This is a genomic window from Halostella litorea, assembly GCF_004785955.1.
GTDB lineage: Archaea > Halobacteriota > Halobacteria > Halobacteriales > Natronoarchaeaceae > Halostella > Halostella litorea.
In genome coordinates, this window is record NZ_SJER01000004.1 from 30258 (window position 1) to 49784 (window position 19527).

At 71.3% G+C, this 19527-nt stretch carries 18 protein-coding genes; 10 read left to right on the plus strand and 8 right to left on the minus strand.

Translation table 11 applies throughout. The annotated features are described in order from the left end of the window. Positions 1–25: 25 nt before the first annotated feature. Genes EYW40_RS13085 through phnD form a run of 3 tightly spaced genes read right to left on the minus strand, consistent with a single transcriptional unit; the run spans position 26 to position 2611 of the window. The gene (locus EYW40_RS13085) at positions 26–913 is read right to left on the minus strand and encodes a PhnE/PtxC family ABC transporter permease (RefSeq protein ID WP_135822099.1); all 888 of its coding nucleotides are present in this window, start codon (positions 911–913) and stop codon (positions 26–28) included. Next, positions 906–1715: a phosphonate ABC transporter ATP-binding protein gene (locus EYW40_RS13090; protein WP_135822100.1), complete on the minus strand. Its 810-nt coding sequence runs from the start codon at positions 1713–1715 to the stop codon at positions 906–908. The genes EYW40_RS13085 and EYW40_RS13090 overlap by 8 nt, the downstream gene beginning before the upstream one ends. Then, positions 1712–2611, minus strand: coding sequence for a phosphate/phosphite/phosphonate ABC transporter substrate-binding protein (gene phnD, locus EYW40_RS13095; RefSeq protein WP_135822101.1), 900 nt, complete (start codon positions 2609–2611; stop codon positions 1712–1714). The genes EYW40_RS13090 and phnD overlap by 4 nt, the downstream gene beginning before the upstream one ends. 254 nt (positions 2612–2865) lie before the next feature. Between phnD and EYW40_RS13100 the strand changes: the two genes are divergently transcribed. The 8 genes from EYW40_RS13100 to yqeB all read left to right on the plus strand — a co-directional run bounded on the left by EYW40_RS13100 (position 2866) and on the right by yqeB (position 11562). After that, positions 2866–3384: a (2Fe-2S)-binding protein gene (locus EYW40_RS13100; protein WP_135822102.1), complete on the plus strand. Its 519-nt coding sequence runs from the start codon at positions 2866–2868 to the stop codon at positions 3382–3384. Beyond that, positions 3377–5824, plus strand: coding sequence for a xanthine dehydrogenase family protein molybdopterin-binding subunit (locus tag EYW40_RS13105; RefSeq protein WP_135822103.1), 2448 nt, complete (start codon positions 3377–3379; stop codon positions 5822–5824). The genes EYW40_RS13100 and EYW40_RS13105 overlap by 8 nt, the downstream gene beginning before the upstream one ends. A gap of 144 nt (positions 5825–5968) precedes the next feature. Further along, positions 5969–6511: a (2Fe-2S)-binding protein gene (locus EYW40_RS13110; protein WP_135822104.1), complete on the plus strand. Its 543-nt coding sequence runs from the start codon at positions 5969–5971 to the stop codon at positions 6509–6511. Continuing rightward, positions 6508–8967: a xanthine dehydrogenase family protein molybdopterin-binding subunit gene (locus EYW40_RS13115; protein WP_135822105.1), complete on the plus strand. Its 2460-nt coding sequence runs from the start codon at positions 6508–6510 to the stop codon at positions 8965–8967. The genes EYW40_RS13110 and EYW40_RS13115 overlap by 4 nt, the downstream gene beginning before the upstream one ends. A 48-nt stretch (positions 8968–9015) precedes the next feature. Next, on the plus strand, positions 9016–9387 hold the full coding sequence (locus tag EYW40_RS13120; protein WP_135822106.1) for a DsrE/DsrF/TusD sulfur relay family protein: 372 nt from the start codon (positions 9016–9018) through the stop codon (positions 9385–9387). Then, complete coding sequence (locus EYW40_RS13125) at positions 9384–9737, plus strand: DsrE family protein (protein ID WP_135822107.1); 354 nt, start codon at positions 9384–9386, stop codon at positions 9735–9737. Before EYW40_RS13120 ends, EYW40_RS13125 begins: the two co-directional genes overlap by 4 nt. 2 nt (positions 9738–9739) lie before the next feature. After that, positions 9740–9985, plus strand: coding sequence for a DsrH/TusB family sulfur metabolism protein (locus tag EYW40_RS13130; protein ID WP_135822108.1), 246 nt, complete (start codon positions 9740–9742; stop codon positions 9983–9985). Then, entirely contained in the window at positions 9982–11562 is a 1581-nt protein-coding gene (gene yqeB / locus EYW40_RS13135; RefSeq protein ID WP_135822109.1) for a selenium-dependent molybdenum cofactor biosynthesis protein YqeB, read from the plus strand. The genes EYW40_RS13130 and yqeB overlap by 4 nt, the downstream gene beginning before the upstream one ends. A gap of 19 nt (positions 11563–11581) precedes the next feature. On the opposite strand, the gene selD is transcribed toward yqeB, so the two are convergent. Together selD and EYW40_RS13145 are read right to left on the minus strand one after the other, a co-directional pair. Beyond that, on the minus strand, positions 11582–12607 hold the full coding sequence (gene selD / locus EYW40_RS13140; RefSeq protein ID WP_135822110.1) for a selenide, water dikinase SelD: 1026 nt from the start codon (positions 12605–12607) through the stop codon (positions 11582–11584). A 2-nt stretch (positions 12608–12609) separates the two neighbouring features. Next, on the minus strand, positions 12610–12876 hold the full coding sequence (locus EYW40_RS13145; protein ID WP_135822111.1) for a sulfurtransferase TusA family protein: 267 nt from the start codon (positions 12874–12876) through the stop codon (positions 12610–12612). 85 nt (positions 12877–12961) lie between these two features. On the opposite strand from EYW40_RS13145, the gene yqeC reads away from it, so the two are divergent. Both yqeC and EYW40_RS13155 read left to right on the plus strand, forming a co-directional pair. Further along, positions 12962–13738, plus strand: coding sequence for a selenium cofactor biosynthesis protein YqeC (gene yqeC, locus EYW40_RS13150; RefSeq protein ID WP_135822112.1), 777 nt, complete (start codon positions 12962–12964; stop codon positions 13736–13738). Between the two features lie 91 nt (positions 13739–13829). Then, the gene (locus EYW40_RS13155) at positions 13830–14534 is read left to right on the plus strand and encodes a nucleotidyltransferase family protein (protein WP_135822113.1); all 705 of its coding nucleotides are present in this window, start codon (positions 13830–13832) and stop codon (positions 14532–14534) included. Positions 14535–14543: 9 nt separating this feature from the next. On the opposite strand, the gene EYW40_RS13160 is transcribed toward EYW40_RS13155, so the two are convergent. The 3 genes from EYW40_RS13160 to EYW40_RS13170 all read right to left on the minus strand — a co-directional run bounded on the left by EYW40_RS13160 (position 14544) and on the right by EYW40_RS13170 (position 19484). Then, the gene (locus EYW40_RS13160; protein ID WP_135822114.1) at positions 14544–16211 is read right to left on the minus strand and encodes an adenine deaminase; all 1668 of its coding nucleotides are present in this window, start codon (positions 16209–16211) and stop codon (positions 14544–14546) included. Positions 16212–16389: 178 nt separating this feature from the next. Further along, entirely contained in the window at positions 16390–17817 is a 1428-nt protein-coding gene (locus EYW40_RS13165; protein WP_135822115.1) for a uracil-xanthine permease family protein, read from the minus strand. Positions 17818–18098: 281 nt separating this feature from the next. Next, the gene (locus EYW40_RS13170) at positions 18099–19484 is read right to left on the minus strand and encodes a uracil-xanthine permease family protein (RefSeq protein ID WP_135822116.1); all 1386 of its coding nucleotides are present in this window, start codon (positions 19482–19484) and stop codon (positions 18099–18101) included. Positions 19485–19527: the final 43 nt, after the last annotated feature.

A 19527-nucleotide genomic window follows, 5' to 3' on the forward strand; every position in this document is an offset into this window, starting at 1 on the left:
CGTCCCCCTGTGCCGCGACGGCAGATCAGGTGAGCTGACGCCGGAGCCGCCCGGCGAGCACGTCGCCGAGTACGACCAGCGCGAAGACGGCGGCGATAGCCGTCACGAGCCTGGCGTACTGGAGCCGCTGGATGGTGACGACGAGGTAGTAGCCGATGCCGCCCGCGCCGACGAAGCCGAGGATCGTCGCCGAGCGGATCGTACACTCCCAGCGGTACAGCGTGTACGAGGCGACCGTCGCGGTCACCTGTGGCACCATCCCGTGACAGACCGCCTGGAACCGGGTCGCGCCGCCGGTCACAACCGCCTCCGTCGTCCGCGGGTCGGTGTCCTCCAGGAAGTCCGCGTACAGTTTGCCGAGGACGCCGGCGTTGTGGACGCCAAGCGCCAGCGCGCCGGCGAAGGGGCCCAGGCCCACGGCGGTGACGAACAAAAAGCCCCAGACCAGCCCCGGGACCGAGCGGAGGAAGCTGAGGAGAAAGCGGCTCCCGCCGGCGACCGCGCGGCCGACCGCACGGCGCGTATCGGAGGCGTCGGCGTACAGCGGCCCCCGGTAGGTGACCGTCGCCGCGGCCAGCAGCGCCAGCGGGACGGCCAGTCCGACGGCAATCACCGTGGCCACGACGCTGATCGCGAGCGTCTCGACGACGGCCCACAGCAGGCCGTCCCTGAGCGTCCGGCCGAACAGGTAGTCGCCGCTCGTGTCGGGCGGGACCCCCTCGGCGACGAACGCCAGCAACTGCTCGCGCGCCCCCGGCGAGACCAGCGCGGCCACGTCGACCTCCGCGACCCACGCCGAGAGCAGGACCAGGACCGCCGCGGCCAGCGCCCACCCCAGCCCTCGCTTCGAGAGGACCGACGCGCCGGTGCCGGGGTCGAACTCCGCCGTTCGGTTCGGCGGCCCGTCAGACATGCCACTCGGGCTCCCGCCGGGGGTACTCCGATACCGCTTCCGTCCCGGGTCCGTGCTCCGGCCCGTCGCCGCCGCCCGGGGTGGATGCACCCGCCGCGAACAGGGCCGCGAGCCGGTCGTCGGTCACCTCGGCGGCCGGTTCGTCGAACCGCACGCGGCCGTCCGCCAGCCCCACGATCCGGTCGTAGCGCTCCACCGCCAGGTCCACATCGTGCAGCACGGTCAGGAGGACGCGGTCGCCGGCGGCCGCCTCCAGCACGTCGAGCACGTTCGCCCGCGAGGCGGGGTCGAGGTTCGCCGTCGGCTCGTCGGCCAGCATGGCCGGCACGTCCCGAACCACCGCGCGGGCGAAGGCGACCCGCTGGCGTTCGCCGGCACTGAGGCGGTCGGCCCGCACGTCCGCTTTCCCCCGGAGGCCCACCGCCGCCAGCGCGTCCAGGGCCGGCCCGGGTCGCCGCGGTGCCAGCGGTTCAAGCAGCCCGCGCCACCACGGAAGCTCGCCCATCCGTCCGCCGAGGACGTTCGACAGCGCCGTTCGCCGGTCGACGAGCGTGTCGCCGCCGTAGGCGACCGCGACGTCGTCGCTGGTCGCCGGCTCGCCGTCGAGCACGACCCGCCCGCTGTCGGGGCGCACCGAGCCGTTGGCGACCCGGAGCAGGGTCGTCTTGCCCGCGCCCGAGGGACCGACGAGCGCGACGCGCTCCCCCTCCTCGACGTGGAAGGACACGTCGTCGAGGACCCGCTCCCCGTCGAACGACGCCGTGACGCCGTCGAAGCGGAGTTCGGAGCCGGCGTCGGTCACGGGTTCGCCCCCGACTCGTCCCCGTCGAGCAGCCCGGCCATCTCGACGCCCTCGTTCAGCGACGTGAAGTCGTCGTGGCTCACGGGGACGTACTCATCGACGTTCTGGGTGTCGAGTATCCCCGTCCGGTCGCGGTCGTCAAGCTTCATGAACGCCTCCCGGATGCGCCCCACCCGGTCCGAGTCGACGGTCGGGGCGACGGCCCACGGGTAGTCCGGGAACCCCGGCGTGCGCCACAGTTCGACGACGTCGTCGCCGACGTCGCCGCTCTCGACGAGCGCGTCGTAGATGCGGGCGTTCAGCGCGCCGACGTCGCCGCTCGCGTTGGCTATCGCCCCGGCCGTGGCGTCGTGCGCGCCGACGTGGGTGGTCGAGGCGAAGTCGTCGGGTCGCGTGTCGAACTCCGTTCGGAGGTAGTACGTCGGCATCACCGTCCCGCTGGTGCTGATCGGGTCGCCGAAGACGAGGTCGTAGTCGCCGGGCGCGGCGACGACGTCCTCCATGCTCGACGGCCCGTCCGCGTGGGCGACGAACGCGGAGTGCCACTCCGTCGACCCGCCCTCCGACCCGACGACGACGGGTTCGGCGTCCGCGCGGTGGCGGGCGAGGATGTACGAGACGCCGCCGAAGTACGCGAGGTCGACCTGTTCGGCGGCCATCGCCCGGACCATCCCCGCGTAGTCCGCCGACGTGTCGACGTCGACGGTGGCGTCGAGGTGGCTCTCCAGGTACTCCGCGAGCCCGGTGTTTTGCTGGACCGCGGTGTCCGGGTCGACGTCGGGGACGACGCCCATCCGCACCGTGGACGTACCCGTTCCTCCGAGGCAACCGCCGGTCAGGGCCGCGCCGCCGACGGCGGCGAGGTACGAGCGACGGCTGGTCGAACGCCGTGTCATATCCGCACGTGTCCATCGACCGAGATAACGGTTCGGGTCGGTACCCCTGTCACGACGGGCACGCCCGTTTGCCGGGGCTGTGGGACGTGTGCCACACTGGCCGCTGGGCCGTTCGCCTGTGGCACACCGCCCCGCCGGCGCGTGCCACAGTGTGGCTCGACAGTGTGAGGCTCACCCATAGTTATATGTGAGGGTATCCCGCATCTTCACCTACGACGTGCCCGCGCGTGGCACCCCTTAACGGAGGAACTACCGTGGAAATTCAACTGACTGTCAACGACGATCCGACGACCGCGACGGTCGGACCGGACGACGACCTGGCGACGGTACTGCGACGCAACGGCTACACCGGCGTGAAATGCGGCTGCGACGGCGGCGTCTGCGGCGCGTCGAAGGTGTTCGTCGACGGCGAGGTCGTGATGGCCTGTGGCGTCGACGCCAGCGAGGCCGACGGCGCGGACGTGCGGACGATCGCGGCCCTCGGGACCCAGGACGACCTCCACCCGATCCAGGCCGCGTTCGTCGACCACTTCGCCGTCCAGTGTGGCTTCTGCATCCCCGGGATGATAATCGAGGCGGAGTCGCTGCTGGCGGAGAACCCGGACCCGACCGAGGCGGAGGTCCGCGAGGCCATCGACGACAACCGCTGTCGCTGCACCGGCTACCAGAAGCCCGTCGAGGCGATCCTCGACGCGGCCGACCGCATGGACGGAGGCCGGGTCGCGGCCGACGGCGGCGCGCGGCCCGACGAGGAGGGAGAGACCCATGAGTGACGACCGGACCGACCCCGCACCCGACGGCGGCACCGCTTCCCAGCCGGCGACGGACGAGCGCGAGGCGTTCGAGGAACACCCCCTCGAGTGGGACGAACCGGCGAACAACGACAAGGCCCCCGAGGAGCGCGACAGCGTCTCGCAGCCCGCCGAGAAGTACGACGACCGGAAGCTCGTCACCGGGCAGGCGAAGTACACCGCGGACTACGGGGAGCGGTTCCCGGACCTCGCCCACGCGGCGGTCGTCCGCAGCGAGGTGCCCCACGGCCGCGTGACCGACGTCGACACGGACGCGGCCGAGGCGATGGACGACGTCCACGCCGTGCTCACGCCGTGGTCCGAGGCGGTGCCGGACGCCAAGTACACGAGCGCCGGCCAGTCGTACCCCGAGCCGAGCCCGTGGGACATGAACGTGCTCAACGAACACGTCCGATACGTCGGCGACCCGGTCGCGGCCGTCGCCGCCGAGGACCCGGACACGGCGGCGGCCGCGGCCGACGCCGTCGATGTCGAGTACGAGGAGCACGACCACGTCGTCGACCCCGAGGAGGCGTTCGACGCGGACGCTCCGCAACTGTTCGCGGAGAGCGAGGTCGAAAACGGGATCGTCGGCCACGACTACGAGCGCAACCGGATGGCACACATCGACGGCGAGGTCGGCGACGTCGAGGCCGCGCTGGCCCGCGACGACGTCCACGTCCACGAGACGGAGTGGGAGACGATCCGGCAGTCCCACGCCCAGATCGAGAAGCACACGACGCTCGCCTACACCGACGAGGACGACCGGCAGGTGGTGATCACGAGCACGCAGGTCCCCAACCACACCCGCCGCCAGCTCGCCCACCTGTTCGACGTCCCGATCCGCGACATCAGGGTGAAGAAACCGCGCGTCGGCGGCGGGTTCGGCGGCAAGCAGGCGATGGTCGTCGAGCCGATCCCGATGGCGCTGTCGCTGGCGACCGACCGCCCCGTCATGTACGAGGCCAGCCGCGAGGAGGAGTTCGGCGCGATGCGCTCGCGGCACCCGATGCAGGTCCGGGCGCGGACGGCCGTCACCGACGACGGCGACATCGCGGCGATGGAGCTGTACGCGCTGTCGAACACCGGCGCGTACGGCAGCCACGGGATGACCGTCGCCGGCAACGTCGGCAGCAAGCCGATGCCGCTGTACTCGAAGGTGCCAAACGTCCGCTTCGAGGCCGACATCGTCCACACGAACACGCCCCAGACCGGCGCGATGCGGGGCTACGGCGCGCCCCAGGGCACGCTCGCGCTGGAGGGGCACCTCGACGAGGTGGCCCGCGACCTCGGGCTCGACCCCGTCGAGTTCCGCCGGGAGCACTACATGGAGGTCGGCGACCTGGACGAGATCGCCGGCATGATGGGCGGCGAGGGCGCCGAGCGCCGCATCCGCTCCTGCGGCCTCGACGAGTGCGTCGAGCGCGGCAAGGAAGCGATCGGCTGGGACGACGTCGACCAGCCAGACGAGGACGGCCGCCACCGCGGGATCGGGATGGCGCTGTCCGCCCAGGGGACCGGCGTCGCCGGCGACGAACTCGGCGCGGCCCAGATCATGATGAACGAGGACGGCTCGTTCCACCTGCAGGTCGGCGGCGTCGACATCGGCACCGGCGCGGACACGGCGTTCATCCAGATCGCCGCCGAGGTGCTGGGCTGCGACGAGGACGACGTCGTCGTGAAGTCCTCCGACACGGACAACACGCCGTTCGACTACGGCGCGTACGCCTCCTCGACCACCTACATCAGCGGCATGGCCGTCAAGAAGGCCGCCGAGGACGCCAAGGAGCGGATCCTCGACTGGGCGTCCCGGATGCTGGACGAACCCGTCGAGAACCTGGAAACGGCCGACGGCGAGGTGTACAGCGAGGCGACCGGCGACTCGGTGACGCTGGAGGACGTCGGCTACGAGTCGGTGTACGGCCACGACGACCGCGAGCACATCCTCGGCAAGGGCACCCACTCCACGGAGGAGAGCCCGCCGCCGTTCGCCGCGCAGTTCGCCGACGTGACCGTCGACGAGGAAACCGGCGAGTTCGAGGTCAACAAGCTCGTCGTGGCGGTCGACTGCGGCGTCGCCATCAACCCCGGAATGGCCGAGGGACAGGTCGAGGGCGCGAACCACATGAGCTACGAGATGGCCGTCAGCGAGGGGATCACGGTCGACGGGGACGGCCGCGCGGAGGTGTCGGACTTCGACGAGTACGGCCTCCCCTCGGCGTCCGAGACGCCGCCAATCGAGAGCATCCTCGTGGAGACCCACGAACCGACCGGCCCGTTCGGCGCGAAGTCGGTCGCGGAGGTGCCGACCAACACGGTGCCACCCGCTATCTCGAACGCCGTCCGCGAGGCGGTCGGCGTCCGGATCAACGAGATGCCGATCACCGCCGAGAAGATCAGGGCGAAACTCGACGAAGAGTAGGTCCCGGCTCCTCCCTGTCGCCCCACCGGCGACCCGGTGTTCGGGTTTAATTACGACCTTCTCACGGCCAAAACCTCGATGGATATTTACGGCCATGCGAGCGATACTCCGACGAACCGAGAGACTCCTTCCCAAGGTGTGCTCATGCAACTCGAACTGGAACTCAACGGCAAACGGCGCACGTTCGACGCGGCGAAGTCGGACGTGTTGCTCGACGTGTTGCGGCGGAACGGATACACCGGCCCGAAGCGCGGCTGCGACACCGGCGCGTGCGGGATGTGTACGGTCCAGATCGACGGCGAGCCGGCGATGTCCTGCGTCACGCCGGTCGCGAGGGCCGACGGGTCGTCGGTGGAGACGATAGAGGGGCTGGGGTCCCAGGACGACCTCCACCCGATCCAGGCGGCGTTCGTCGACAACTCCGCGCTCCAGTGTGGCTTCTGCATCCCCGGGATGATCATGCGCTCGAAGGCGCTGCTGGAGGAGAATCCGGACCCCTCGGAGGCGGAGGTCCGCGAGGCGCTGTCGGACAACCTCTGTCGGTGCACGGGGTACAAGAAGATCGTCGAGGCGGTGCTGGACGCGGCCGACCGCATGGACGGCGACGCGGCGCTGGCGGCCGACGGCGGAACGGTCGCGCTCGACCGGGAGTACCCGACGCGCCGCGGGGAGGGGGAGTCGCGATGAGCAACGTCGGGGAGGACCGGGACGAGGCCGACGGACGCGGAAACCGGCAGGTTGCGGAGGGGGCCACCGAGACGGACGCGTCGCCGGCGGAGCGCGAGGGCGGCGAGGACGACCGCCGGGCGGGCGCGGAGCGCGAACACCTGTCCGAGGACGTCGAGAAGGACGACGCGCGGAAGATAGTCACGGGCGAGGCCCGGTACACCGCCGACTACCGCGAGCGCTTCCCCGATCTGGCCGAGGGGAAGGTGATCAGAAGCGACGTCGCACACGGGTACGTCCGCGACGTCGATACGAGCGAGGCCGAGGCGATGGACGGCGTGTACGCCGTGATCACGCCGTGGGACGACGTCGTCCCGGACGAGCCGTACTCCAGTTCGGGCCAGTCGTACCCCGAGCCGAGCCCGTGGGACCTGCGCGTGCTCCGCGAGCACGTCCGGTTCGTCGGCGACCCGGTCGCGGCCGTCGCCGCCGAGGACTCGGAGACGGCCGACCGCGCCGCCCGGAAGGTCGAGGTGGAGTACGAGGAACTGGAGCCGGTGCTCGACCCCGAGGAGGCGACGGAGCCGGACGCGCCGCAGCTGTTCGAGCCGGACGACGTCGAGAACAAGCAGGCCGGCGCGGACTACGAGCGGAACCTCGAATCGCACTTCGAGGGCGAGATCGGCGACGTGGCGCGGGCGTTCGACCGGGCGGACGACGAGCACGTGGTCGAGACGGAGTGGGAGACGCCGTACCAGTCCCACTGCGTCCCCGAGCCCCACACGACGATCGTCCACACCGACGAGGACGACCGGTACCACTTCATCACGGCCACGCAGGTCCCGTTCCACACGCGCCGGCAGATCGCCCACCTGTTCGACGTCCCGATCCGCGACGTCCGCGTCACCAAGCCGCGGATCGGCGCGGGCTTCGGCGCGAAACAGGAGATGGCGATCGAGCCGATCGCCTTCGCGCTTCACCTGGCGGCCGGCAAGCCCGTCAAACTGGAGATGAGCCGCCGCGAGGAGTTCTACGCGCTGCGGTTCCGCCACCCGATGCGGATGCGGATGAAGACGGCCGTCAGCGAGGACGGCGACGTCGAGGCGATGGACCTGTACACGCTGTCGAACTCCGGGGCGTACGGCACGCACGGGATGACCGTCGCCAACAACGTCGGCACGAAGCCGCTGCCGCTGTACCCCCGCGTTCCGAACGTCCGGTTCGAGGGCGACGTGGTCCACACGAACCTGCCGATGGGCGCGGCGATGCGGGGCTACGGCGCGCCCCAGGGCCACTTCGCCGTCGAGTCCCACATGGACGAGGTCGCCCGGCGACTCGACCTCGACCCGGTCGAGTTCCGGAAGCGCAACGCCGTCCGCGAGGGAGACGTCGACCGCAGCGTCGCCATCCTGAAGGAGGGCGACCGGTTCGCCCGGGAGATCCGCTCCTGCGGGCTCCGCGAGTGCATCGAGCGCGGCAAGGACGCCATCGGCTACGACGACATCGACCAGCCCGACGAGGACCACCTGCACCGCGGCGTCGGCGTGGCGCTCATCGCGCAGGGCAGCGGCGTCGCCGGGAAGGAACTCGGCGCGGCCCAGATCAAGATGAACGAGGACGGCTCCTTCGTCCTCCAGGTCGGCGGCGTCGACACCGGCACGGGCGCGGACACGATGTTCGGACAGGTCGCCGCGGAGGTGCTCGGCTGCGATCCCGAGGACGTGGTCGTCGTCGCCTCGGACACGGACCTGACGCCGTTCGACTACGGCGCGTACGCCTCCTCGACCACCTACATCAGCGGGCAGGCGGTCAAGGAGGCCGCCGAGGACGCCCGGGAACGCATCCTCGACTGGGCGTCCCGGATGCTGGACGAACCCGCGGATGACCTGACGGCGGCCGACGGCGCGGTCGTCAGCGAGGCGACCGGCGAGCGCGTCTCGCTGAAGGAGGTCGGCTACGAGGCGACCTACGGCGACGACGGCCGCGAACACATCCTCGGGAAGGGGAGCCACTCGACCGACGAGTCGCCGCCGCCGTACGGCGCGCAGTTCGTCGACGTGACCGTCGACGAGCGGACCGGCGAGTACGAGATAAACGAGATGGTCTTCGCCGCGGACTGCGGCGTCGCCATCAACCCCGCGCTCGTCGAGGGCCAGATCGAGGGCGGCGAACACATGAGCCTGGAGTTCGCGACGAGCGGCGGCCTGGAGTTCGACGACGAGGGCAACCCCGAGACGCTGGGCTTCCGGGGGTACGGGATGCCCCGCACCACCGACCACCCGCCGATGGAGACGATCATCGTCGAGACCCACGAGCCGACCGGCCCGTTCGGCGCGAAGTCGATCGCCGAACTGCCGACCAACGGCGTGCCGCCCGCGCTCAGCAACGCCGTCCGCGACGCCGTCGGCGTGCGGGTCACCTCGCTGCCGATCACGGCCGAGGACGTGAAGGCGGCGCTGGACGAACGGTCGGCGTGATCCGGACCGGCGGAACAGTTATTGTCCGCTCGGTTCGAACGGTAACCAATGGCGTACATCGGGTTTCTCCTCACCGGCGGCCCGTTCGACAGCGAGCGCTGGCGGACGGCCTATGAACTGGGCCGGGCGGCGCTGGACCGCGGCCACGAGGTGACGTTCTTCCACTACCTCGACGGCGCGCTCGTCCCGGTCGCGGACCAGACGTTCCCGGACTGCTCGGACACGGGGCTGTACGACGAGATGCCGACCGAGAAGTTCCAGGAGCTGGTCGCGGACGGCGCGGAGGTCATCTGCTGTGGCCTCTGTGTCGACGCGCGCGGCATCGACGCGCCCGACGACTACCCCGACGGCGTCGAGGTCGGACTCCTGCCGGACCTGGCCGACGTGATCGGGGAAGCCGACCGGGTGGTGTCGCTATGAAGCGGGACGTCGTCGTGTTGCTGACGCGCGCGCCGTACGGCCGCGTGCATGTCCCCGAGGGCCTGCGGGCCGCCCGCGGCGTCGCCGCCGGGTTCGACGGCCACGACGTGACTGTCGTGTTTACGCAGGACGGCACGTACGCCGCGCGGGAAGCCGTCGACCGCGAGGCGCTCAACATGCCGGGCCACGTCGCCGACCTGCACGAGGGGGACGGCGCGATGGTGGTCGACGCCGCCGCGATGGCCGAGCGGGGGATCGACGCGGGCGAGATAGCCGACGACGTGACCGTCCGGCCGGGCGAGGAGGTGACGGCGCTCGTCCGGGACGCTGACTGCACGCTGGACTTCTGACCATGCTCTACCTGCTAGACAAGCCGCTGGCCGAGGTCGGACTTCGAACCGTCGCGGAAGACCCCGACGCGCACGTCGTGCTGATCCAGGACGGCGTCTACCTGTCGCCGGACGTCGACGCCGAACTCTACGCCGTCGGGAAGGACGTCGACGTGCGCGGCGTCGACCTCCCGCCGGCGGTCGAGCGCGTCCCGTACGACGCCGTGGTCGAACTGATGGAGGAGCACGAGGTGCGGAGCTTCGTATGAGCCTCTTCGATCGCGTCGCCGAACTGGTCGACCGCGGCGAGGCCGCCGCGATGCTGACCATCGTGGACAAGGACGGGAGCGCCCCGCGCGACGTCGGCGACCGGATGCTCGTCACGCCGGACGACGCGTTCGGCACGATCGGCGGCGGGCACGTCGAACACCTCGCCGTCCAGGACGCGCGGGCGGTGCTCGCCGACGAGGCCGAGTCCGGCGTCCGGACGTACGAGCTCGAACCCGACGGCAACACCGGGATGGTCTGTGGCGGCACGATGGACGTGTTCGTCGATCGGATCCGCGGCAACGCGCGCCTCTACGTCGCCGGGGCCGGCCACATCGCGCTCGAACTCGCTCCGCTGGCCGAGCGACTCGGCTACGACGTGACGGTGGTCGACGACCGCGCGGAGTACGCCGACCCCGAGAGCTTCCCCGACGGGGTGGACGTGATACACGGCGATTACGAGGCCGCGCTCGGCGACCTGCCGATGACCGCCGAGACCGCAGTCGCCGTCGCGACGCGGAGCGGGACGTTCGACCGGCGCGCCGTCGCCGCGGCGCTGGACGGCGGCGCGGGCTACGTCGGCCTAGTCGCCAGCGGGACGAAGGCCGATCGGGTGATCGACGGGCTCGCGGAGGAGGGGTACGGCCGGCGTGACCTCGCCCGGGTCCGCGCGCCGGTCGGACTCGACCTCGGCGGCAGCGGCCCGGAGGACGTCGCGCTCTCGGTCCTCTCCGAGGTGCACATGGACCGGCACGACGCCACCGGTCGGCGCGCGACCCGGTTGGACCTCGACGACCTCGCCGTGGTCCGGGGCGGCGGCGACCTCGGCAGCGGCGTCGTCTACCGACTGCATCAGGCCGGGTTCCCGGTTGTCGTGACCGAGGTCGAGCGACCGACCGTCGTTCGCCGCGGGGTGGCGTTCGGCGCGGCGATGTACGAGGACGAGGTGTCGGTCGAAGGGGTCGACGCGCGACGCGCGGCCGACGTCGACGAGGCCGTCGCGGTGCTCGCCGACGACGCGGTCCCGGTGCTCGCCGACCCGGACGCGGCGGTCGCCGCGGAACTGGACGCCGCCGTGCTCGTGGACGCGATCATGGCGAAGGGACGGACCGACACCGGCACCCGCCGCGGCGACGCCGACGTGGTCGTGGGCCTCGGCCCCGGGTTCGAGGCCGGCGCGGACGTCGACGCCGTCGTCGAGACGGACCGCGGCCACGAACTGGGCCGCGCCATCTACGAGGGGCGGGCGAGCCCGTACGACGGCGAACCCGGCGAGCGCCGCGGCTACACGCACGAGCGCGTCCTCCGCGCGCCCGGCGCGGGGGTCTGGGAGCCGACCGTCGATATCGGCGACCTCGTCTCGGCCGGCGATACCGTCGGCCACGTCGGGAGCGAGGCCGTGACCATGGAGATAGACGGGCTGGTCCGCGGGCTGGTCCACGGCGGCCTGGACGTCGACGAGGGGACGAAACTCGGCGACGTCGACCCCCGCGGCGAGGAAGTCGATCCGGCGAAGATATCCGACAAGGCGCTCTGTCTCGGCGGCGGCGTGCTGGAGGCCCTGTTGCGCTTGCGGTGAGGCGGCGCGTCCGCCGGACTCACCGACTGACCGGCTCCAGTTCGGGGCCGCGAAGCGTCACCCCGGAGCCGTCGGTGACGCGGCCGATCCGGCGGTAGAAGACGCCGGCGGCGTCGAACCGCGATTCGAGGTCGGCGGCGCGCGCGGCCGGAACCGACAGGAGCAGCCCCCCACTGGTCTCCGCGCTCTCGCCGTCGGCCAGCCCGTAGCCGAACAACTCGGAGAGGTCTTCGGTCCCCTCGATGACGGGCAGGCGCGTCACCTCGACGCCGACGCCGGAGTTCGCCGCGAGCACCGCCGACTGGCCGACGAGGCCGAAACCGGTGACGTCCGTCGCCGCGCCCGCGAGGTCGCGGGCGGCCTCGGCGGCCGCGCGGTTCGGCGTCGTCATCCACGCCAGCGCCTCCTCGCCGATCCGCTCGACCGGCCGCCCGGCGGCGTCGGCGACGAGGTCGGCGAACTCGCCGTCCGTGACGCGGAGCGCGCCCATCGCCGACTGCGTGCCGAGCGGCTTCGTGAGGTACAGTTCGTCGCCCGGCGTCGCGCCCTGGGAGGTCAGCAGGACGTCGGGCGAGGCGGTCGCGGAGACCGCACCGCCCGCGAACGGCCACGGGCTGACGATCGTGTGGCCGCCCGCGACGACGCCGCCCATCCCCTCGACCGCGTCGGCGACGCCCGCGAGCAGCGCCGGCGCGACATCCGTCAGTTCCTGCGGGAGGCCGAGGACGACGAGGAAGTCGAGGTTCTCCGTCGCCCCCGTGGCGAACGCGTCGCTCGCGGCGTTGCAGGCGGCGACGCGGCCGAAGTCGTACGGGTCGTCGACGATGGGCGTGAAGAAGTCGACCGTCGACACCAGCGCGAGGTCGTCGGTCAGCCGCCGCGCGGCGGCGTCTTCGCCGACGCCGAACAGCAGGTCGTCGCTGGGCTCGGTGAGGCCCGCCTCCCCGAGCAGGTCGTCGAGGTCGCCCTGCCCGACCTTGCACGAGCAGCCGTGGAGCTCCGCGTACTCGGTGAGGCGGACGTCGGCGTCGGGGCCGTCCGCCATCGCTACGCCCCCGGGACGTCGGCGTCCTCGGTCACCTCTATCGCCAGTTCGAACGCGTCGGCGTCCGCGCCGGCCCCGTCCGCCGACTCCCCGTCGGCGTCGGAGACGGCGAACCCGTGCTTGCGACACATGCGGCGGAGGTTCCGCTCGGCCGGCGGGTAGTCCCCGCGGACCACTAGTTCGTCCCCCGCGTTGAGTTCGGCGAGTTCGCGGCGGACGATCAGCGCCGGGCGCGGGCACACTTCGCCGGTGACGTCAACGCGTGCCATACGGGCCGGTATGCGAGTGGATCGCAAAACGGTGTCGGCTCGGTGCGTCGCAAAGGTATATCCATCCGGCCCGTGCAGGGTGGGTATGCGACTGTCCGAGGCCCTCCCGCTCGGCGACCGCGAACTCGTCGCGTTCGTCGGCGCGGGCGGGAAGAAGACCGCGATGGGGCGGCTCGCGGCGGAGGGCACCGAACGGGGCTACGACGTCGGATACACCACGACGACCCGGATGCCCCCACCGCCCGACCTGCCGCTGACCGTCGCGGACGTCGAGGCGTCGCCGTACGCTGTCGCGGAGGACGAACCGCCCGCGGCGTTCGCCGCCTCGTGGGTGGCCGACCCCGAGCGCGTCGACCGCAAGGTCGAGGGGTTCGACCCCGACGCGCTCGACGACTTCTTCGCCAGGGGGATCTTCGACTGGCTGGTCGTGAAAGCCGACGGGGCGCGCCGGCGCGAGTTCAAAGCGCCCGGGCCCGACGAACCGGCGGTCCCCGACAGGGCGACCCACGTCGTCCCCGTGGCCTCGGTGGCCGCCGTCGGCGACCTGCTCGACGAGGCGACCGTCCACCGCCCGGAGCGCGTCGCGGCGATCACGGACCTCGCGGTCGGCGACGCGATCACGCCCGAGGCGGTCGGGGCCGTCCTCGCGAGCCCCGACGGCGGCCTGAAAGGCGCACCCGACGCCGCGACCGTCACCCCGGTCGTCAACAAGGCCGACACGCCGGAGCGGCGTGAGACTGCGCGGGCGGTTCTCGACCACGCCATCGGCCGCACCGACCGCTTCGACCGCGGCCTCGTCACCTCCTTCGAGCGCGACGTCTGTCTCCCGGTCGAGGGGCGGCCGTCCCGCCGGCGGGCGTAACGGGGCAGCTGGTCGGGAGCAGATCCGGGGGTCGGACACGTCGCCGGGCGCCGGGGAAAGAACCAGTACCGTTCCGGCCCCACGATGAGATATGACCGACCAGCCCGGAACGCGGTCCGACGGCGCTTCGGCCCGGCGGACCGACGGCGGCCCGGAGGACGGCGTCGACGGAGCGAACGACGCGGACGGTCCGGACGACTCGGCTACGTCCCCCCGCGTCGGCGGCGTGGTGCTCGCGGCGGGCCTGGGATCCCGATTCGAGGGCGGGAACAAACTCCTCGCCGAGGTCGACGGGAGGCCGGTCGTCGAACGCGCGGCGAAGACCCTGCGTCGGTCGGCGGTCGCCGAGGTGGTCGCCGTCGTCGGACACGAGGCCGAGCGGGTGACGGCGGCCGTCGACGGCCTCACGGACGCCGTCAGGCGGAACGAGGACTACGCGGCGGGACAGAGCACCTCGGTCCGGGTCGGCGTCGCCGCCGCCCGGGAGCGGGGCTGGGACGCCGCCGTCTTCATGCTGGGCGACATGCCGTTCGTCCGCCCGGCCACGGTCGACGCCGTGGTGGCGGCGTACGCGCGCGGCGACGGATCTATCGTCGCCCCAGCCTACGACGGCCGGCGCGGCAACCCCGCGCTGTTCGGGAAGCGCCACTACGACGCCCTGGCGGACGTGTCCGGTGACCGCGGGGGGCGGGACCTGATCGAGACCCACGAGGACAGCGTTCTCGTCGATGTCGACGACCCCGGCGTGACGCGGGACGTCGACTTCCGGGCGGACCTGGAATCGGACGCCGAATAGCAGCCCACCTCAGGACACCACGACGTCCACGTACGCCGCCTCCTCGACGTCGACGAGGCCGTTGTTCGTGAGCCGGTACTCCGGGATCACCTCCAGGGCGAGGAACGACAGCTCCATCAGGCCGCTTTTGGCCATCCCCAGTTCGACGGCCCGCCGCTCGACCGCCTCGAACCGCTCGCGGACCACCTCGACCGGTTCGTCGGACATCAGCCCGGCGACCGGGAGCGCGATGGCCGAGAGTTCGTCGGTCGCGGGGTCGTACGCGGCGACCCCGCCGTTCATCTCCCGCAGTTCGTTCGCCACCGTCGCCATCGCCGCGTGGTCCGCGCCGGCGACGACGCAGTTGTGGGCGTCGTGGGCGACCGTCGAGCCGACCGCGCCGCGCTCGACGCCGAGGCCGTGGACGAAGCCGCGGCCGATCCCGCCGCTCCCGCCGTGGCGCTCGATGACCGCCAGGGCCGCCACGTCGTCGTCCGGGGCCGCGACGAGCGTCCCGTCCCGGACCGGCACAGCCGTCTCCATGCGGGCGGTTTGGAGCCCGCCGACCGCGTCGACGACCCGGACGCGCTCGGTGCCGTCGCGGCCGTCCGGGACCGTGATCGCGAGGTCCGCGGCCGACACCGCCGGGAACTCGACCGTGTCCGTCGCGACGTTGGTCGACGGCGGGGAGCTGCCGTCCGTCGTCGGGTCGACCTCGCCGTCGACCAGCACGCGGTCGACGTCCCACGCCGCCAGGTCGTCGAGGAGGACCAGATCCGCCGGCGCGCCGGGTTCGATGCGGCCGAACGGGAGGTCGTAGGCCTCGGCGGTGTTTATCGTCGCCATCTGCACGGCCTCGACGGGGTCCGCGCCCTCCCGGACCGCCGTCCGGAGCGCGCAGTCGACGCCGCCTTCCTCGACCAGGTCCGTCACCTCGCGGTCGTCGGTACAGAGCGAGAGCCGCCGGCTGTCGACCTCGTCGGCGAGGGGCAGCAGGTCGGCGAGGTTCCTGCTGGACGAGCCCTCGCGCAGGTACACGCGGAGGCCGGCGTCGACCTTCTCCCGGGCCTCGACGAGGGTGATGCTCTCGTGGTCGGTGTCGAGGTAACGTGCCGCCTCCTGGAGGTCGGAGCCGGTCAGCCGGGGTATGTGGCCGTCGACTGTCAGGTCGCGCTCCCGGGCCGCCCGGATCTTCGCGTGGACCTCCTCGTCGCCCGCGAGCAGGCCGGGGGCGTTCATCACCTCGCCCAGCGCCACGACGTTCGGTTCGTCGAGCAGGTCCGCCACGGCGTCGGCCGGAAGCGTCGCCCCGCCGTCCTGGAGGTCCGACGCCGGGACGCTCGACGGGACGGTGAACCGCGCCTTCAGGGGCGTGTGCTCGGCGTCCGCGACGACCGCGCGGACGCCCGCCGCGCCGACCACGTTCGCTATCTCGTGGGGGTCGTGGATCACGCTCGTCACGCCGCGTGGCACGACGGCCGCCCCGTACTGGGGGAGCGTCACCATGCTCGACTCGACGTGCATGTGCGCGTCGATGAGGCCCGGGGCGACGTAGTTCGCCGTCAGTTCCCGGTCGGCGGGCCGTTTCTCCAGCGCGACGACGACCCCGTCGTCTATCGCCACGGCTCCCTCTTCTAAGTTCCCGGTGGCGACGTTGACGACCGTGCCGCGGACGAGCGTGTCGACGCTGTCGGTCACGCCGGGTCACCCCCGCCCGCTGCGGCCCGGGTCCGTGTCCGTGGTCGGCCTCCGTCCGGCTCTGTGAGTCCCTCGCTACCGAATCGCATACCCAAACCCGGCTCCCCGCCGGGAAATACTTTGCCATGAGATCGGTTCACTCGGGGCGGGCGTTCGTCGCCGCCGCGCCGGGAGGGGATCAGTCGTCGTCACCCCCGGCGGGGTCGGGGACGTCCCCCTCCACGTCCATCGGCGTGTCGGGCGCGAGGCCGTCGGTGTACTCGGTCGGCCCCGTGCCGACGCCGCCGCCCGGCAACACGACGTTCAACAGCAGCGCGGCCATGCCGCCGGTCACGAGCGCGGAGCCGAACAGGGTCTGAACCTCTGACGGGAACGCCTGGAGGACCGCCGGGCGGAACGAGACGCCGAGCCCCAGCGCCATCGACAGCGCGAGGATCGTCGAGTTCCGGTGGTCGAGCGTGACGTTCGACGTGACGATGCGCGCGCCCGACGAGAAGATCATCGCGAACAGGACCAGCGCGCCGCCGCCGAGCACCGCGTCCGGCATCGCCGAGACGACCGCGCCGATCTTGGGGACGAACCCGAGCACCAGCAGGACGACGCCGCCGATCCCGACGACGTACCGGCTGGCGACGCCCGTGAAGTTGACGAGGCCGACGTTCTGCGAGAAGGACGTGTTGGGCATGGCGTTGAACACCGCGCCGACCATGCTCATCACCCCGTCGGCGATGAGGCCGCCGCGCAGTTCCGACTGGGTCGCGTCGCGCCCCGTCGCCGAGACCGTCCCCGAGATGTCGCCGATCGTCTCCATCCCGGTGATGACATAGAGGAAGGCGACGGTGACGACGGCGCTGGGCTCGAAGGCGAGGCCGTACTTGAGCGGCTGGGGGACCATCACCCACCCGGCGGAGGCGACGGGCGAGAGGTCGACCACGTTCAGCGCGAGCGCGGCGGCGTAGCCGACGACGATGCCGACGAAGACGCTGATGACGCGGAGGAAGCCCTCGAAGAACTGGTTGAGGACGACGGTCACGACCAGCACGAGGCCGGCCAGGCCGAGGTTGGTGAGGGAGCCGTACCCCTCGGCCGACGGGCCGGCGGAGGCCCCCGCCGCGTAGTCCATCCCCGTCGGGATCAGCGTGAGGCCGATGAGCATCACGACGATCCCGGTGACGAGCGGCGGGAAGTAGTCCCGGAAGCGGTCGAGCGAGACGCCCATCGCCATCTCGACGGGGGCCGCGATCAGCGACGCGCCGAAGACGGCCGCGATGCCGAACTGGTTCCCGATCGCGATGAGCGGCGAGAGGAAGGCGAAACTGGTCCCCATGACGACGGGGAGCCGCGCGCCCACCGGGCCGACCGGATACGCCTGCACGATCGTCGACACGCCCGCGACGATGAGCGCCATCTGGACGAGGAACGTCGTCTCACCCGTCACCGACCCCACCGCGCCCGCGAGGATGAGCGGGGGCGCGACGTTCCCAAGGAACATCGCGAGGACGTGCTGTATCCCGAGCGGGATCGCTTCCCCCAGCGGGGGTCTGTCCTCGATATCGTACAACACGACCGAGTCCCCGTCCGTGTCGGGGCGCTCCGGAGTGCTCATGTTCCGTGTCACACACCGACACGTCGTTTCAAGGTTTGGATCATTACACCTTATATTCGAAAATGTGTATTACTACGTCGCGGTTCGGTGACCGTACACAGCGTTTTCTCAGACTTACCTTACTATTCGGTATTCGTCGCTTACGCGGGGAAGATCACGCCTTCCGACTCGTTACAGCAATACACCTGTAACGAGCTATGCGGCTCGTGTCCCGGGATTCGGTCGGGGTCGTCCGGGACGATCGTCTGCCGAACGGCCGCACGTCCGGCGGCAGGGAGCCGTCAGTCCTCGCTTGCGGGGGTGGCGTCCGGCCCGAGGTCGTCCTCCAGGTCGCCCGTCACCTCCGCCTCGTCGATGTCCGAGTCGGCCTCCCGCGGCACCAGCGTGTTGAGCAGGACCGCGGAGATGGCCGTCATGATGATCGCGTTGCCGAAGAAGATGGTCGCCCGGTCCGGCAGCGCGCTGAGCGCCTCCGGCCGGAACTCCACGCCCAGTCCGAGCGTGATCGACGTGGCGATGATGACCATGTTCCGGCGGTTCATCCGCTCGTTCAGGAAGATGAGGCGGATGCCGCTCGACATGATCATCCCGAACATGACAAGCACCGCGCCCCCGAGCACTGCGCTCGGGATGGTCGTCACGACGGCGCTTATCTTCGGGACGAATCCGAGCACGACGAGGACGGCGCCGCTGACGCCGACGACGTAGCGACTCATCACGCCGGTGAAGTTGATGAGCCCGACGTTCTGCGAGAACGTCGTCAGCGGGAACGCCCCGAACACCGCGCCGAGGGAGCTACCGAGGCCGTCGACGAAGAGCCCACCGGTGATCTCGTCGTCGTCAGGGTTGCGCCCCTCCGCGGCGGTGATGCCGGTGATGTCGCCGATCGACTCGATCGCGGCGGTGATGTGGATGGCGGTGAACGTGAGGATCGCGACCGGTTCGAACGAGAACCCGAACCGCCCCGGCGTCGGCACCGCGAACCACCCCGCCTGGCCGACCGCCGAGAAGTCGACGACGCCGAGCGCGATCGCCGCGACGTAGCCGACCGTGATCCCGACCAGGATGCTCAGTATCCGTAACGTCCCCTCGGAGAAGAGGTTCAGCCCGACGGTGACCGCCAGCACGAGCATGCCGAGGCCGAGGTTCTCGTAGGAGCCGTAGTCGGCGGCCCCCGCCCCGCCGGCCAGGTAGTCGACCCCGACCGGAACGAGGTACAGGCCGATGATCATGACGATGAGGCCGGTGACCAGCGGCGGGAAGAACCGTTTGATGCGGTCGAACTGCCACCCGATCAGCACCTCGACCAGCGCCGCGACCACGATAGCGCCGAACACGGCGTCGAGGCCGTATTCGAGCCCTATCGTGATCGAAGCGCCGACAAACGCGAAACTCGTCCCCATGACGACCGGGAGGCGGGCCCCGACGGGGCCGATCGGGAACACCTGTACGAGCGTCGCGAGGCCGGAGAACACGAGCACCATCTGCACCATGAACGAGACGTCGGCGGTACCGGCTCCGACGCCGTTCCCGACGATGAGGGCCACCGCGGTGGCCGGCACGATCATGGCCGCGACGTGCTGGATACCGAGGAAGGCCGCCTTCGCCGCCGGCGGTTTGTCTTCGAGTTCGTACGCCAGATCGATGGATCCGTCCCTCTCTGTCATGTGCTGTCGATTCCCACAGATGTCGTATCGGTACTAATAGCTT

Excerpts from the sequence above, each read along its gene's own strand:
- EYW40_RS13165 (WP_135822115.1), bottom strand. The coding sequence starts at position 17,817 with ATGAGCACTCCGGAGCGCCCCGACACGGACGGGGACTCGGTCGTGTTG.
- EYW40_RS13110 (WP_135822104.1), top strand. The coding sequence starts at position 5,969 with ATGCAACTCGAACTGGAACTCAACGGCAAACGGCGCACGTTCGACGCG.
- phnD (WP_135822101.1), bottom strand. The coding sequence starts at position 2,611 with ATGACACGGCGTTCGACCAGCCGTCGCTCGTACCTCGCCGCCGTCGGC.
- EYW40_RS13145 (WP_135822111.1), bottom strand. The coding sequence starts at position 12,876 with ATGGCACGCGTTGACGTCACCGGCGAAGTGTGCCCGCGCCCGGCGCTG.
- EYW40_RS13125 (WP_135822107.1), top strand. The coding sequence starts at position 9,384 with ATGAAGCGGGACGTCGTCGTGTTGCTGACGCGCGCGCCGTACGGCCGC.
- EYW40_RS13115 (WP_135822105.1), top strand. The coding sequence starts at position 6,508 with ATGAGCAACGTCGGGGAGGACCGGGACGAGGCCGACGGACGCGGAAAC.
- yqeB (WP_135822109.1), top strand. The coding sequence starts at position 9,982 with ATGAGCCTCTTCGATCGCGTCGCCGAACTGGTCGACCGCGGCGAGGCC.
- EYW40_RS13155 (WP_135822113.1), top strand. The coding sequence starts at position 13,830 with ATGACCGACCAGCCCGGAACGCGGTCCGACGGCGCTTCGGCCCGGCGG.
- EYW40_RS13130 (WP_135822108.1), top strand. The coding sequence starts at position 9,740 with ATGCTCTACCTGCTAGACAAGCCGCTGGCCGAGGTCGGACTTCGAACC.
- EYW40_RS13105 (WP_135822103.1), top strand. The coding sequence starts at position 3,377 with ATGAGTGACGACCGGACCGACCCCGCACCCGACGGCGGCACCGCTTCC.
- yqeC (WP_135822112.1), top strand. The coding sequence starts at position 12,962 with ATGCGACTGTCCGAGGCCCTCCCGCTCGGCGACCGCGAACTCGTCGCG.
- selD (WP_135822110.1), bottom strand. The coding sequence starts at position 12,607 with ATGGCGGACGGCCCCGACGCCGACGTCCGCCTCACCGAGTACGCGGAG.
- EYW40_RS13120 (WP_135822106.1), top strand. The coding sequence starts at position 9,016 with ATGGCGTACATCGGGTTTCTCCTCACCGGCGGCCCGTTCGACAGCGAG.
- EYW40_RS13085 (WP_135822099.1), bottom strand. The coding sequence starts at position 913 with ATGTCTGACGGGCCGCCGAACCGAACGGCGGAGTTCGACCCCGGCACC.
- EYW40_RS13170 (WP_135822116.1), bottom strand. The coding sequence starts at position 19,484 with ATGACAGAGAGGGACGGATCCATCGATCTGGCGTACGAACTCGAAGAC.